13 protein-coding genes are annotated in these 14,852 nt (G+C 66.0%); 10 read left to right on the forward strand and 3 right to left on the reverse strand.

What is annotated here, in order from left to right; all coding sequences use genetic code 11:
* The first annotated feature begins 150 nt into the window (after positions 1 to 150).
* The 9 genes from CH286_RS08005 (at position 151) to CH286_RS08045 (ending at position 9,967) form a co-directional block, all read left to right on the forward strand.
* Positions 151 to 1,236, forward strand: coding sequence for a hypothetical protein (locus CH286_RS08005; RefSeq protein WP_094609084.1), 1,086 nt, complete (start codon positions 151 to 153; stop codon positions 1,234 to 1,236).
* A 23-nt stretch (positions 1,237 to 1,259) separates the two neighbouring features.
* The gene (locus CH286_RS08010) at positions 1,260 to 2,408 is read left to right on the forward strand and encodes an HpcH/HpaI aldolase/citrate lyase family protein (RefSeq protein ID WP_032402815.1); all 1,149 of its coding nucleotides are present in this window, start codon (positions 1,260 to 1,262) and stop codon (positions 2,406 to 2,408) included.
* Positions 2,405 to 4,738, forward strand: a complete 2,334-nt coding sequence (locus CH286_RS08015; protein WP_094608891.1) for a phosphoribosyltransferase — start codon at positions 2,405 to 2,407, stop codon at positions 4,736 to 4,738. The genes CH286_RS08010 and CH286_RS08015 overlap by 4 nt, the downstream gene beginning before the upstream one ends.
* Complete coding sequence (locus tag CH286_RS08020; RefSeq protein ID WP_037152035.1) at positions 4,735 to 5,538, forward strand: hypothetical protein; 804 nt, start codon at positions 4,735 to 4,737, stop codon at positions 5,536 to 5,538. The genes CH286_RS08015 and CH286_RS08020 overlap by 4 nt, the downstream gene beginning before the upstream one ends.
* A gap of 39 nt (positions 5,539 to 5,577) precedes the next feature.
* The gene (locus tag CH286_RS08025; protein WP_094608892.1) at positions 5,578 to 6,981 is read left to right on the forward strand and encodes a PPE domain-containing protein; all 1,404 of its coding nucleotides are present in this window, start codon (positions 5,578 to 5,580) and stop codon (positions 6,979 to 6,981) included.
* A 17-nt stretch (positions 6,982 to 6,998) separates the two neighbouring features.
* On the forward strand, positions 6,999 to 7,730 hold the full coding sequence (locus CH286_RS08030; protein ID WP_176458180.1) for an ESX secretion-associated protein EspG: 732 nt from the start codon (positions 6,999 to 7,001) through the stop codon (positions 7,728 to 7,730).
* 84 nt (positions 7,731 to 7,814) lie between these two features.
* Positions 7,815 to 8,414, forward strand: a complete 600-nt coding sequence (locus CH286_RS08035) for a hypothetical protein (protein WP_094608894.1) — start codon at positions 7,815 to 7,817, stop codon at positions 8,412 to 8,414.
* Positions 8,414 to 8,641, forward strand: coding sequence for a helix-turn-helix domain-containing protein (locus tag CH286_RS08040; RefSeq protein ID WP_032378705.1), 228 nt, complete (start codon positions 8,414 to 8,416; stop codon positions 8,639 to 8,641). The genes CH286_RS08035 and CH286_RS08040 overlap by 1 nt, the downstream gene beginning before the upstream one ends.
* An 84-nt stretch (positions 8,642 to 8,725) precedes the next feature.
* Positions 8,726 to 9,967, forward strand: coding sequence for a TerD family protein (locus tag CH286_RS08045; RefSeq protein WP_255182607.1), 1,242 nt, complete (start codon positions 8,726 to 8,728; stop codon positions 9,965 to 9,967).
* Here the strand turns inward: CH286_RS08045 and CH286_RS08050 are convergent.
* Positions 9,942 to 11,393, reverse strand: a complete 1,452-nt coding sequence (locus tag CH286_RS08050; RefSeq protein WP_094609085.1) for a glycosyltransferase family 87 protein — start codon at positions 11,391 to 11,393, stop codon at positions 9,942 to 9,944. The two genes, CH286_RS08045 and CH286_RS08050, sit on opposite strands and share 26 nt — an antisense overlap.
* Before the next feature lie 113 nt (positions 11,394 to 11,506).
* Positions 11,507 to 13,594 (reverse strand): transglycosylase domain-containing protein, encoded by a 2,088-nt coding sequence (locus tag CH286_RS08055; RefSeq protein ID WP_037152039.1) that lies wholly within the window; start codon positions 13,592 to 13,594, stop codon positions 11,507 to 11,509.
* Between CH286_RS08055 and CH286_RS08060 the strand changes: the two genes are divergently transcribed.
* Positions 13,545 to 13,808, forward strand: a complete 264-nt coding sequence (locus tag CH286_RS08060; protein WP_165430152.1) for a hypothetical protein — start codon at positions 13,545 to 13,547, stop codon at positions 13,806 to 13,808. The genes CH286_RS08055 and CH286_RS08060 overlap by 50 nt on opposite strands.
* A gap of 542 nt (positions 13,809 to 14,350) precedes the next feature.
* Here the strand turns inward: CH286_RS08060 and CH286_RS08070 are convergent.
* Positions 14,351 to 14,782: a DUF5318 domain-containing protein gene (locus CH286_RS08070; RefSeq protein WP_170944655.1), complete on the reverse strand. Its 432-nt coding sequence runs from the start codon at positions 14,780 to 14,782 to the stop codon at positions 14,351 to 14,353.
* Positions 14,783 to 14,852 lie beyond the last annotated feature (70 nt).

Consider the following 14,852-nt stretch of genomic DNA (forward strand, 5'->3'; position numbering starts at 1 on the left):
TACTCCGCCAACGACTGCGACATCGCCAGGGTTCCCGTCAGTACTATCGAGCAGGTGACAAGTCGCTGGCCTGGGGTGTTCCGCAGAGGAGCAGAATCCGACGCCTCCGCGCGCCGATCCCAGGACAACGCCGTCGCCGCCTTCCTCGATATGGACAAGCGTCAGTCCATTGCGTCGGCAGGCGTCGAGGCCTCCACCGCCTTGCGCCCCGAGGACAGACTCGCAGCCCGATGGGCCGACACCGAGAAGCAGTGCTTCGACGCCGGGGCCGCCTACCTCACCGCAACCGATCAATTCGACGGAATCACCACGGCTGCTGCCAGATCGGCCTTCGACAACGCGACCCGACTACTGCACGATGCCAGCGCGGCGGTCGACCGGTTCTACGACGCCCATCGCGGCACCCTCGAGCAGGCCTCCGCTCAGTTTGCGGCCACGCCGCGCCTGGTGCACGACGCACTGACCGAGGCCGATGTCGCCCGCGCCACCGTCGACGAGCAGTACGCCGGGTACCCGTCACTGCGTCTGGCTTGGCGCGAACTCGATTCGGCAACAACGCAATTGCAGAGCAATCAGCGCGATCCTCTGCGCGCACGCGAGCACGCTGCCCAGGTGCGCGAACGAGCCGCAGCTCTACGCGCGGCAGTGGAGTCGGCCCCCGGACGACTTCAGGAGGCCAGGACCGCACTGTCCTCGGTACGCACTCGAATCGAAGCCGTCCGAACGCGATCGGAGGGCATCGCCCCGGCCTTCTCGAGCCTGCTTCGCGAGTTCAATGCCAAGAGCTCGGCTGATCTTTCGCGCAACGAACGGTCGAGTGCGCGACACATCGAGCAGGCTGACGAGGATCTGCGCGCGGCGCGTTCGGCGCTCGACGCAGGCAATCCCGAGCAGTCGCTGGATCTGGTGACCCAGGCGCGCCAACACCTGAGCGATGCCGAACATCTGGTCGACGCGGTGACCGACCGAGTTCGTCTGCTGCGCGCGGTGAAGGCCGACCCGAAAGAGACCGAGAACAAAGTGCGGTTCAAACTTCGTGACGCTCAACAACTCGCGATCAATCGTGGCCTGGTTGCCGAATGGGGCTCGGTGTTGGATGCTCAGCTCGCCCGGATCGACAGGGCGAGCACAGCGCTGACGGGTACCCATCCCGACTACTGGTCATATCTGCAGGATCTGGATACCATTTCGGACTTCATCGCAGGCGTGATCGAACGCATGCGCAGCTCGCACTGATCACATTCACACGAAGGACAGTGGTGCAACACTTTCGCCATCTCGACGCAGACACCCGTGCACGAGTGTTCTTCCGGCAGCCGGAAGACATCGAGACGAGCGACGGAAACGACGTCGTGGCAACAGCTCTCGGAGCCACGCTGTACATCCCGGCAACACGCCCCGACCTGACCGCGACGGTGAACAAACGCACCGACGAGGGCGTGCGGTCCATCGTCATCGATCTCGAAGACGCTGTCGCGGATCATGATCTGGAAGAAGCTTTGGCCAACGCCATCCGAACTCTGAACGAACTCTCGGGGTCGAGTTCGCTCGTGTTCGTCCGGGCGCGCACTCCCGAGCACATCCGAACCATCTGCGCCGGCCTCACCCAGGGCGCGGGCGGGCTCGCCGGATTCGTCGTGCCGAAGTTCACTGCCGCACGCGGAGCCGAGTTCCTCGACGAGATCGTCGCGGCCTCGCGGTTGCACGGCACCCGCCTGTTCGCGATGCCCGTCCTCGAATCGCCGGAGGTGGTACACCGCGAGACCAGAGACGCAGAACTCGTTGCCATCCGTGAGCTACTCGGGACCTACCGCGAGACGGTGCTGGCCGTGCGCATCGGAGCCACCGACATGTGCGGCACCTTCGGCATCCGACGCGACCGCGACCTGACGATCTACGACGTCCGCGTCGTCGCCGACGTCATCAGTGCGATCGTCAACCACCTGGGCCGCTACGACGGGTCCGGCTACGTCATCACCGGCCCGGTGTGGGAGTACTTCGCAGACCACGAACGCATGTTCCGTCCGTTGCTACGTCAGACGCCCTTCGTCGACCAGGACGCCGTCCGCTTCCGCCAGCAACTGGTCAGCAGCGACCTCGACGCGCTCCTGCGCGAGGTTGCTCTCGACCGGGCCAACGGCATCCAGGGCAAGACCGTCATTCATCCGTCGCACGTCCCCGCCGTTCATGCGTTGTCCGCGGTGACGCACGAGGAGTACCACGATGCACTCGACATCCTCTCGTCCGACCAGGGTGGCGTGCAGGCGTCCGGCTACCGGAACAAGATGAACGAACTGGGCCCACACCGCAATTGGGCGAAGCAAACTGTACTGCGCGCCAAGGCGTTCGGTGTCACCAACGAAGGAATCACGTTCGTGGACCTACTGACCGCGCTGGCACAACGATGAACCAGAATCCGGCCGACGGCATCGCCCTGACCGATACCGGCTCGTCGTCGTCCTGGGCTGCCACACAGTTGGTTCGACCCGGTCTGCGGCGCAACCCACGACGTGCCCACTTGCTGGTCTCGACCGTGCTCGGCAAGCACATCCCCGTCGATCCCGACGTCGTCGTCTCGGCCGGCGAGGAACTGGCGGCTCTCGTCGCCGCTGCCGCGGACGGGTCCGATGTCGATGTGCTCGGGTTCGCCGAAACTGCAACGGGATTGGGGCACACCGTCGCAACTGCCCTGGGCGCACGCTGCTACCTGCATTCGACTCGGCGCTCTGTTCCCGGGATGACCGTGCACGGTGAGTTCGAGGAGGGGCATTCGCACGCCACCGACCACCTGCTGATGCCGACGTCGCCCGATCTTCTCGACGGCGAGCTGCCGTTGATTCTGGTGGACGACGAGATCTCGACCGGAGCGACGGCGCTGGATGCGTTGCGGCAGATTCATTCCTCGGCCGGACGCAGGCACTACGTCATCGCATCCCTGGTCGACATGCGTACCGCCGAGCATCTCGCTGCAGCCTCGGCGGTGGCTACCGAGCTCGGCATCCGGATCGACAACGTGAGCCTCGCTCAGGGATCGGTGGAGCTCGCCCCTGGATTGGTGGAGACGGTGCTTGCCCTCCCCGATCCAGTATTCAATCCCGTTGCTGCACAGCCCGGTTCGGTCCACCGGGTGGACGCGCAGTGGCCGGCGACACTTCCCGACGGCGGACGGCACGGGTTTCTGCGATCCGACGCGGCTGGTTTCGACATCGCGATCGACGCACTTGCGGCCACCGTCGATGCTGCGTTGGCCGACTCGACGGCGGTGGTGGTGATCGGCCACGAGGAGCTGATGTACCTGCCTCTACGGCTGGCGGCCACCCTTCAGAAACGGGGACACACCGCGCTGTTCCAGACCACCACCCGATCGCCTGCATACGTGGTGGACGTACCCGGCTACCCACTGCGGCGCGGCTTCGAGTTCACCGCCCCCGAGGACGAATCGGCTCTGCGTTACCTCTACAACGCATCTGCACCGCACGACGCGACGTTGATACTGGTTGCCGACGCCCCCGCAGACACGGATGCCCTGGCGGCCGCGGCCGAGACTCTGGCCGCGTCGGGCGCCGACGTCGTACTCGTCGTCCTCACGGGTGCAGACCCGATGGCGCTCGAGGTCGCTCGGCGGGCCCGACCGCTTCGAGGACCCGAATTCGGTTCGTACGCAGCAGAAGAAGTCACCTGGCTGCTCAAGGACCTCTCGTCGGTCTCGTTGGAAGCCGAAGTCAACGAGCGCGAGAAGGCGATTCAGGCCGGCACGGCACATTACGCAGAGTCGCTCCCGGTCGAATACCAGCCGGATCTCGCCTACCGTGAACTGTTCGAGAAGGTGTTGCAGGAGAGCGCATCACGACTGGCCATCGCGGTCGGTACCGTCACCGAGGTCGTCCTGGCCGAGCGCGGCCACGACATTGCCCTCGCATCACTCGCTCGCGCGGGCACACCCGTCGGAATCCTGATGCGTCGCTGGGCATTCGCTGCTCACGGCATCGAGATTCCGCACTACGCCGTCTCGATCGTGCGCGATCGAGGTATCGACGCCGTGGCGCTGCGATACCTCGCCGACCACCACGACTCGCGCTCGGTGGTGTTCGTCGACGGCTGGACGGGCAAGGGTGCGATCGCCCGCGAGCTCACCGCCGCACTCCGCGACTTTCCCGGAGCCGAGTTCGACGACGACCTTGCCGTGCTCGCCGATCCGGGCAACTGTGCACGCACCTACGGCACCCGCGACGACTTCCTCATCGCCTCGGCCTGCTTGAACTCGACTGTCTCGGGGCTGGTTTCACGGACCGTGCTCAACGACGAACTGATTCGGCCCGGCGACTTCCATGGAGCGAAGTACTACGCCGATCTAGCGCCCGACGACGTCTCACGCCACTTGCTCGACACCGTCGCTGCGCGTTTCGACGACGTCCGGGACGAGGTCGATGCCTCGGTGGCAACAGTGCTCGGCTCCGACCGAACACCCAACTGGTCCGGCTGGGCGTCGGTGGAAAAAGTACGTGCGGAGTACGGGATCTCACACGTCAATTTCGTCAAACCCGGCGTCGGCGAAACCACCAGGGTGCTGCTGCGCCGCGTTCCATGGCGAGTGCTGGTGCGCGACGCCGATGCGCCGGAGCACGAACACATCCGGATGCTCGCTGCGGCCCGGGGAGTCCCAGTGGACGTCGTCCCCGACCTCGCCTATTCGTGCATGGGACTGATCAAGAACGTCTCCACCGAGGACGCGTCGTGAGTGCTCTGGTTGCCGTGGACCTCGACCGCACGATGATCTTCTCCGAGGGGGCACTCGGGGTTCCACTGGACGACGCTTTCGAATGCGTAGAGGTGTACGAGGGAAAACCGTTGTCGTACATGAGCGCTCGGTCCATCTCACTGCTGCGCGAGTTGAGCGAGAGTGTTGTGGTCGTGCCGACCACGACTCGCACCATCGAGCAGTTCCGCCGGATCGCACTCCCGGGAGCCCCGTGGAGGTACGCCATCACCAGCAACGGCGGCAACATTCTCGCCGACGGCGAGCCGGACATGCACTGGCGCAACGGGTTCGAGTTGGATCTGGTCGGAATCGGTGCCGAGTTGAGATCGCGGGTGTCCGAGGATTGGGTACTGAAGTACCGCGAGGCAGATGGCCTGTTCTGCTATCTCGTCGTAGACACGACGGCTGTACCGGAGGACTTCGTCGCAGAGTGGTCGCAGTGGTGCGCCGCGCGGGACTGGAACGTCTCGCAGCAGGGGCGCAAGATCTACACGATGCCCAACGCGGTGTGCAAGAGCTCCGCGGTGGCCGAGGTTCGTTCCAGGCTGATTCAGGACGGCACCCTCGACGCCGATGCTCGAGTCTTCGCCGCCGGTGACGGCGCACTCGACGCCGAGATGCTCATCGCTGCCGACGCCGCGATCCGTCCGCGGCACGGCGAACTGGAGCTGCTCGGTTTCACCCGCCCCGGGCTGACGGTCACCGATTCTTCCGGCGTCCGGGCCAGCGAGGAGATTCTCGAGTGGCTACGGAACCGAACTGCCGTGCGCCGCGTCTAACTGGTCGTCGGGGGGACAGACGTAGGGCAAGGGGTGGGTATGGCGGATCCGTATGCAGAACTCCAACAGCAGGTGCAGGCCATCATCGATCATGGGCCTGCTGCCGGCTTCGGTCCTGAGGCCGTCAATTCGCTCATCGAGAACACGTTCTCGAAGAAGAACGGTTCTTACGGATACGCGGGCGAGTACGAACCGAACGAGGTCGTGGTCACCGAGCCGTTCGACGTGATGAAGCACGCGGAGATCGTGCAGAAGGTCAACACGCTCGCCGCGGAGTCGATATCGACGTCGTCGCAGAACTGGAACGACCTGGCCGCCGCGGCCACCGAAGGATCCGACAGCTTCCGGAACGGGATCGAAGGCGCGATGAGTTCCGGCTGGTCGGGGCCCACCTCCGCGGCCGTGCGGGGTGGGATCGGCGACTACACGTCCTCGGCCACAGCACTGTCCACCGCCATGACCATGATCAGCAACAAACTGCTGGAGGCACACGCAGGATTCACCCAGACCAGGGCTGCCGTACCTCCGATCGTCGACATCGGCGTCGGCGCGAGCATGCTCGAGTCGTCGTTTCCGAGCGGACTGCCGTTCGCCGATTCCATCAAGGAAATAGCGCGCCTGCACGACGAGCAAGAAGAGCAGGCACGCCAGGTCATGCGGTCGGTCTACGTGCCGGGGGTCCTGCAATCCGACGCCCAGGTTCCGGTGCTACCTGCGGCACACGACCCCGTCGCCGACGGTGGCGGTGGCGGTTCGACCGCAGGCTGGGGACTCGGCGGGAGCGGCGGCGGATCCACCTCGGGTGTCGGTACGGGATCCGCGGGTACAGCCGACCCGGCTGCAGCTCGGACACAACCTGGTGGCGCGGACCCTGCCGATGCCGGGCAACCAGGGATGGGATCGGGCCAGCCCGGATCCGGGCAAGCGGGATCGCTGCCGCCGGCCGACAGTGCCGGCGAGACGCGTGCCGCATCTGCTTCCGGACCCGGGTCTGCCGGCGGCGCAGGTTCTGCCGGCGGCACCGGCTCTGGGGGTGGCGCTGGTTCGGGGGCCAGCGCTGGTTCCGGCAGCGGCTACGGCGGCTCTGGTTACAGCGGCTCTGGTTACAGCGGCGGCTCGGGTTATGCCGGTGGATCGGGTGGCGGTTCTAGCTCGGGATACGGCGGCTCCGGTTATGGCGGCTCCGTTCTCGGCTCGCCGATCGGCGGCACCGGGACCACCGGCGGCGGACCGGGCGGTAGCGGATCGGGCAGCGCAGCAGCGGCCGGACGTGCAGGGGCGCACGGCACACCGGGAATGGGCGGCATGGGGGCAGGAGGCGCGAGAGGAGCCGGCGACAACGACACCGATCATGCGACTCCCGGCTACCTGGTCGACGTCGGCAACGGTAGTGAACTGATCGGTGAGCTGCCTCTGGTCGCACCACCGGTACTCGGCGGCTGAGGATGACGAGCTGGACCATGAACGGCATCGATTTCATGATGCTCTGCAGTCGATTCGGACGAGACCGACTGCCGTACCCCCTGGCTGTCACCGTCGACGTCGACACCGAGGACCGGTACCAACTTCTGCGGCGGGAGGCCTCGGCGAGAATCGATGCCGTTCTGGACGACAACCTCGGGGCGGCTCTTCGCACCCTCGTCGACCCGGTTGTTCGCATCGAATGTCGCGGTGACACACGCGATCCTCGCTACGGAACCATCCGTGCCCACGCGGCGGTGCGCCACGATGTTGCCGCGGTGCTCACCCAGCAGCCGGGACCCGACGCCACTTCGGGCGGTGCCGTCACGATCTCGTTGACCAGCCCTGCCCAGGCACCTGCCCGTGTTCTCGCATCCTTTCCAGCCAATGCGGCGGGCCGACGACCGACCACGCGACTCGAACGATCCACCGCCACAGCAACAACGACTGGGAGGCATCTGTCCACCGCGACCCGAGGGGCCACCGCGGACGAGCAGTTCCGGACCTTCTTCCACCGCCCTCGGTCCGCGGCCGGTGAAGTCATCGTCGCGCGCGGTAGGACGTACGACAACCGACGCGACACCGACGCAGTCGCGTTCTTCTGGATGGACTTCGAGCGGGACGGCCGATACATCGTCTACTCCGAGGACACCATCGACATCCTGCCGGCCGATACCGCCGGCATGGCCTCGGAGATCGGTCACCACATGGCGGTCGCGCTGCGGCGGTAATGCCGGCCACCCCTTGACACCCTATCGATAAGCGATAGATTATCGATATTCGTTGTTATCGACTATCGATATGGAGGCGGCGAGATGGCATACGGACTCGGCTCGGCACGAACCAACAAATGGACGATGGTGTTCTACGCGGCGGTGGCCGTGGGATGGTCCGGATGGAAGGTATGGAAATACCACTCCGCGGACTACGTCCTCGCGAGGTTGGAACTGCGGCCCGGCACTGCGCCCGCCGAACTGTTCGGTGGCCAGTTACAGCCGGGCAACGCGATCGAGCTCAGCGTGCCGAGATCCGACATCGTCCGACTGCTGGGATTCATCGACGTCATGCGGTACGGGTCGATCGTCATCGGAATGGTGATCATTCTGGTGGGCCTGCTGTTCGTCTACCGCTTCTGCGATCGCGTGATAGTCGGTGACCCGTTCACCAACGCCACCCGCACCGATGTGGCTGTGATCGGTGTCTGCATCGCCGTGTATCCCGCAATCACCGGATTCATGAACCTGCTGAGCACCAACTCGGTAATCGGAGCACTGGAGCTCTCCGACATCGTGAACTCGTCGATCTCGGCCGTCGGCCTGTACACAGCCGTCGTTGTCGCCGTGTTCCTGCAGTTCGTCTATGCCACGATCACCCAGGGCACCAAGCTCGCTCGCGATGCCGAAGGCCTGGTCTGATGGCGGAGGAGTTCGTCGACCATCTGGTCGTCTGCCATCTGGGCGAGATCCTCGACGCCCGCGGCATGACGCTCGCCGAGCTCTCGCGTCTGGCCGGAGTCAGCGTCGTCAATCTCTCGGTGCTCAAGAACGACCGAGCCAAGGCCATCCGATTCTCGACCCTCACCGCGGTGTGCCGGGTGCTCGGCTGCACACCGGGCGACCTGTTCACCCTGCGCCAGATCTGACGCCCGCTCGGCCACAGCAGTCGGACAAATCGAACAAGTACATTGGATGACGGTAACCAGCACTTCGAGAGAGAGTCCATCACATTGTCTGCTCCGGCCGGTCAACCGTTGTCCAAGGGTCAGAACGGCCCCCTCACCGTCGGTGACGTCGTCGTCTCCATCGCGTTGGCCGTGCCCGCGGACCTGTCTGCACTACTGGTCACCGACGCCGGGAAGGTTCGGACGGACGCAGACTTCGTGTTCTTCAACCAGCCCACCGGCCCCGGCGTACGCCTCGAGCCCGGCCAGGGCGGTCCGGCCCGGCTGGCAGTCTCGCTCGCCGCAGTTCCCACAGACATCGAACAGATCCGCGCGGTCATCACCCTCGACGACGCGTCGAGCAACTTCGGTCGATCCACCGCTCCCGTCGCGCGGGTCAGCGACACGGCCGGAAACGTGTTGTACGAGTACACCATCGACGGGTTGAGCTCGGAGTCGATCGTGATCGCACTCGAGATCTACCGTCGCCAGGGCAGCTGGAAGGTGCGAGCCGTCGGGCAGGGTTACGCGGGCGGATTCGCCGCATTGGTGACCGACCACGGTGTGTCCGTCGACGACGCCCCTGCTCCGGCACCGACGCCTCCTCCCGCTCCTGCCACTCCACCGCCTCCCGCAACTCCACCGCCTCCCGCTGCCCCGCCGGCACCTCCCGCCGCACCGGTTCGCACCGAGGCACCGGAAGTCAGCCTCACCAAGGCCAAGCCCGTCAGCCTCACCAAGGGCCAGAAGGTCACTCTCCGCAAAGACGGCGGCGTCGCCTTGACGGTCATTCGCATGGGCCTGGGCTGGGATCCGGTCACCACTCCCAAGAAGGGCGGCCTCTTCGGCGGCGGCGGCCGCGCCGCGAACATCGACCTGGACGCGTCCGCGATCATGCTCGCGGACCGCAACGTCAACGACGTCGTCTACTACGGCCAGCTCAAAGCCAAGGACGGCTCGATCGTGCACCAGGGCGACAACCTCACCGGTGAGGGCGAGGGGGACGACGAGGTGATCGTGGTCGACCTGACGAAAGTGCCCCAGCACGTCACCGGCATCGTCTTCACCGTCACGTCGTACCGCGGTCAGACGTTCGAGCAGGTAGCCAACGCATTCTGCCGCCTGGTGGACAACACGACCAACACCGAGCTGGCGCGGTTCACCCTGCAGGGCGGCATGCCGTTCACCGGCTTGGTGATGGCCAAGGTGTATCGCCAGGGCAGTGAATGGAAACTACAGGCCATCGGTGACGGCATTCAGGCCAAGCACGCCGGTGAAGCCGTCAAACAGCTCGGCCGCTATATGTGACCTTGCGGGCAGTAGTCGTCCGATCTGCAGCGCCGTCGAGAACGCCACCGAGCGGGTCGACGGTGCTGCCGTTTCGAATGAGGTCTTCGGACGGCCGGTAGATCTGTCGAATGATCAACGCGCACAACCCGATCACGGCGACATCGCGCACCACGACAGCTGCGGTGAACCACTGTTCGGGCACGCCCTTGTTCTCCACGCCCAGGTAGTAGTACATCCGCGGAAACCAGACGAACGCGTCGATTGTCATCCACACCAACAGTATTCGGCGATGCGGTAGTGCCAGTACGGCCAGTGGAACCAGCCACAGCGAATACTGCGGGCTCCACACCTTGTTGGTGAGCAGGAAGCCGGCCACCACCAGGAACACCAACTGCGCGAGCCGCGGCCGCACCGGGGCCGTAGTACCGATGTAGGCGATCACCGCACACACGATGGCGAACAACACCAGCGTCACGGCATTGAGGATCAAGGGCTTGGCGCCTGCGTACAGCGGACCGTCGAAACCGGGCCAGCCGGTGAACGAGGTGACCACGTTGTACAGCGAATCCGGATCGGCCCCGCGCTCGGAGTTGAGCCGGAAGAACTCGTACCATCCCGACGGATACAGCAGTGCGAGAGGAAGATTGACGGCGAGCCAGGCTCCGATCGCGGCGCCGGCGGTCAGGCCCCACTCGCGCATCCGTCCGGTGCGCCAGCACAGCACCAACAGCGGACCGAGGAACAACAGGGGATAGAGCTTGGTGGCACCGCCGAGTCCGATCAGCACACCGGCGAGAACCGGCCGCTTCTTGGCCCATGCCAACAGACCGGTGAGCGCGAAAGCCGCTGCCAGAGCGTCGAAATTGGTGAAGCCGTGCACGATCACCAGCGGCGACGCAGCCACCAGGGCCGCGTCCCAGATTCGCCGTCCGGCGGCTATTGCCGTGGCCCATACGGTCACCAGCCAGGCGACGGCCAGCCCCAGGGCAACCACGTTGAAATACACGACGACGGGCAGGGCCTGGGGAAGGAAACTCAGCGAGTTCCACACCTTCCCGACGACCATCGAGCCGTACTGGTACAGCCCCGCGAGCACCGGGTACTCCATGTACCGAACCTGGGTCGAGCCGTCGGCCTTGGTTTCTTCCCAGGACTTCTTGTACGGGAACGCACCCTGGTCGAGTCGCTCGGCACCGTAGAGCGGCACGGTGTCCGAGTAGCACATCGCCACGTACTGCCGGCTGCCACTCCAATCCAGTCCGAGCTCACCGCCCGGGCCCACCGGAGCCTGCTGAATGCACGCGGCTTTCGCGAACCAACCGAAGCACAGAAAGACCACCGCCAGCAGCAGGATCACCCGCAATGCGGTGAACCACCGTTGCCGTCCGATCACCGCGTGTCGTCCGACCGGACCGCCGATGACCGAGGACAGTTCCCCGGTCATCGGATCGGTCCGACTGGGTAGATCTCGGCCCGCTGCGCTCGCCGAGTCGAGGCGACCGGGGCTCGCCAATGCTCGACCCTTGCGGTCGGGTTCGGTCGTCACCGGTGGGGTCGCTACTGCCCGGGTGTAGCCGGTTCGGGCGCTGCCGGTGCTGGTGCCGGCTCAGCCGGTGCCAATCCGGGCAGCGGGATCGTCACGCCGGGCAGAATTTCGACCTGCCGTGGAGTGATGACGACCGGCGGGGAGATTTCCGTAGGAATCGGCAATGTCACCTGCGGCGGAGCGGACGGTGCCGCCGTGGTGGTCGGAGCGGGTGCCGAGTACTGCGGGACGCCTGCCTGACCGGCGATGGCCTCGGGCGTCGGGAACGTCTCGTTCGAGGTGCCCTCCAGCGTCCCGTCCATCGTCGCCTTCCAGATGTCCGACGGTATGCCCGATCCGTAGATCGGACCGCCGTAACTGTTCTCGAGCGGCAGGCCCTGTTCGGTACCGACCCACACCGCCGTCGACAGCGACGGGGTGTAGCCGACCATCCACGCGTCCTTGTTCTGACCGGTGTCGCCGAGCTGCGCGGTACCGGTCTTGGCTGCCGACTGACGACCGCCTGCGAGGTTGTGGCCGTTGGAGTATCCGGCGATCGGACGCATCGCCGAGGTCACGTTGTCAGCGACCGCCGCCGAGACCACCTGCTGGCCCGCCTCGGGTGCGCGGTCGAGCAACACCGTGCCGTCGGCCGTGACGACCTTCTGTACGAAGTGCGGGGTGTGGTACACCCCGGACGCCGCGAGTGTCGCATAGGCCGAGGCCATATCGAGGACCCGAGATTGGTACTGGCCGAGCACGATTCCGTAGTTCGGGCCCGCGTTGTCGGGCTCGGTCAACGTGGGGCCGACGCCCTCGATCTCCTGCGGGATACCGAGTTTGTGAGCCATGTCCGCGATGGCCTGCGGGCCGTTGTCCATGCCGAGCATCATGCGGTAGAAGCTCGTGTTGAGCGACCGCTTGAGGGCCTCGGCGATGGTGCAGGTTCCGCAGGATTCGCCCTCGACGTTGCTGATCTGGATGCCGTTGACGTCGAGCGAGGAGCTGTCGTACATCTTCGACAGCGGAATGCCCTGGTCCAGGGCAGCGGCGAGGCCGAACACCTTGAACGAGGAGCCGGTCTGCAGGCCCGATTGCGCGAAGTCGAATCCGCGCCCGTCCGCGCCGCCGTAGTACGAACGGACCGCGCCGCTGCGCGGATCGATCGACACCGACGCCGTCCGCAATTCCGACGGCTCGCCTTCGAGGTTGTTGTCCACGGCCTCGACCGCAGCTGCCTGCGCCTTCGGATCGATCGTCGTGGTGATCTGCAGACCCTCGGTGTTGAGGTCCTGCTCACTGACCCCGGCAGCGGACAACTCGCGCAGCACCTGGGCCTTGATCAGTCCGTTGGGACCCGCATCGTCCGCATCGCCGGAGTCCACCTGGGAGCTGGGGATCCACGGCGGATACTGCATCGCGGCGCGCTGGGTCGCGTCGAGCTGGCCCTGCGACACCATGCCGTCGAGCACGTAGTTCCAGCGCGCCTGAGCACCCGTGGGGTTGAACTCGGGATCCAGACCCGAGGGCTGCTGGATCGTCGCCGCCAGCACGGCACCTTCTTCGACCGAGAGCTGATCGACGGACTTACCGAAATACGCCGTCGACGCGGCTGCGATGCCGTACGCGCCACGACCGAAGTAGATGGTGTTCAGATAGGCCGCGAGAATGTCGTCCTTGGACCACTGCCGTGCCATCTTGGAGGAGATGACCAGCTCGCGCATCTTGCGCGTCAGCGTCCGATCGTTACCGACCAAGGCGTTCTTCACGTACTGCTGGGTGATCGTGGAACCGCCGCCTGCGCTGTCGCGTCCGAGCACGTTGTCCCGCAGAGCTCGGCCGAATCCGGTCACCGAGAATCCGGGGTTGGAGTAGAAATCGCGGTCCTCGGCCGAGAGCACGGCGTTGCGTACGTGCTCCGGGATCTGGTCGATCGTCACATCGGTCCGGTTGCCCTCGGGGGGCACCACCTTGCCGATCACGCTCGTGCCGTCGGACGCAAAGACAGTGGCGACCTGGTTGGTTCTGAGGTCACCGGGACGCGGGACGTCGACCAGCGTGTACGCCACCATGAACGCCAAAATCGGCACTATCAGACCCAAGGCGATCAGCGCGTACATCGTGCGCCGAACAACCCGCCACTTGGACTTCTTCTTCGTTTTCGCGGCGGGACCTCTTTCGGGCGGCTCGGGCGGTTCGCTGCCCGAGGAGCTGACTGATGGATCGTTCGGTTCGTGTGGCGGCGGGACGGATCCCGATCGGGTCACTCCGGCCGCAGCGGCTGCCGGCCCTGCTGCGGAGCGCGCAGCGGGCGTGACCGGTGGCTCCCCATAGCGGCGCTCACCGGGGGGCCGACCCTGGGGCGGTAAGGGACGCTGGCCTGACGCTGGTCCCGGACGCTGCCCGGGCGGAGGCATCGGAGGCCGGCCCTGAGGCGGCATCGGCCGCTGACCGGGCGGAGGACCGGGACGCTGCCCGGGCGGCGGCATCGGAGGCCGGCCCTGAGGCGGCATCGGACGCTGTCCCGGGGGAGGTCCGGGACGCTGTCCCGGGGGAGGTCCGGGACGCTGTCCCGGGGGAGGTCCGGGTCGCTGACCGGGGGGAGGAATAGGTGGCCGACCCTGCGGCGGCATCGGCCGCTGACCGGGGCCAGGCATGGGACGCTGCCCGGGCGGCGGTACCGGGCGACGTCCGGGCGGATCGGAATGCCTGCTGCCGCGCGGGGGCCCCGGCACGTCGGGACGCCGTCCGGAGTCGCTGCGGCCAGGTTCGTTGTTACCGGGGTTGTTGTCGTAGGGGGAACTCACGTACAGATCTCCAGTAATTTCGGCGGCCGCGTCGACTTCTCGCGAAAAGGCATCAGCCGAGCGATTGTGTCACTCACTCGCGGTACGACGGTTCGGTTGGCGGGAACCCGATCGCGGACGACGGGGTTGCTTGGGTGCGGGGACGGCCCCGAGGACATAGGACTGGACGAGGTGGTTCCAGCTGCAGGAGCGGCACACCTCGACCACGTGGACCGAGAATTCCTCCTGGGTCGCAGCGAGCCGAACGAGTTCGTCGGCCGTTCGCGCCGACCCGGACAGCGCACCGAGCTTCTCACCGAAAACCCAGGACACCAAGGTGAGCTGCTCTTTGCGGCAGATGGGGCACACCACATCGCTACCGCGTCCGTGGAACTTGGCAGCGCGGAGCAGGTACGGATCCGCGTCGCAGACCGCCGCGACACCCGTCCTACCGGAGTAGACCTCGGCCAGCAGCGACCGACGCTGAAGGGCGTAGTCCACCACCTGTCGCTGAAGTCGCACGAGGACCAGAGTACGTGCGCCCCCTCCGATGGGGACCTGCGAACCCCCGCCTCGGCGACGAGCGGCTCCC

The sequence above is a fragment of the Rhodococcus sp. WWJCD1 genome (assembly GCF_002258735.1).
GTDB lineage: Bacteria > Actinomycetota > Actinomycetes > Mycobacteriales > Mycobacteriaceae > Rhodococcoides.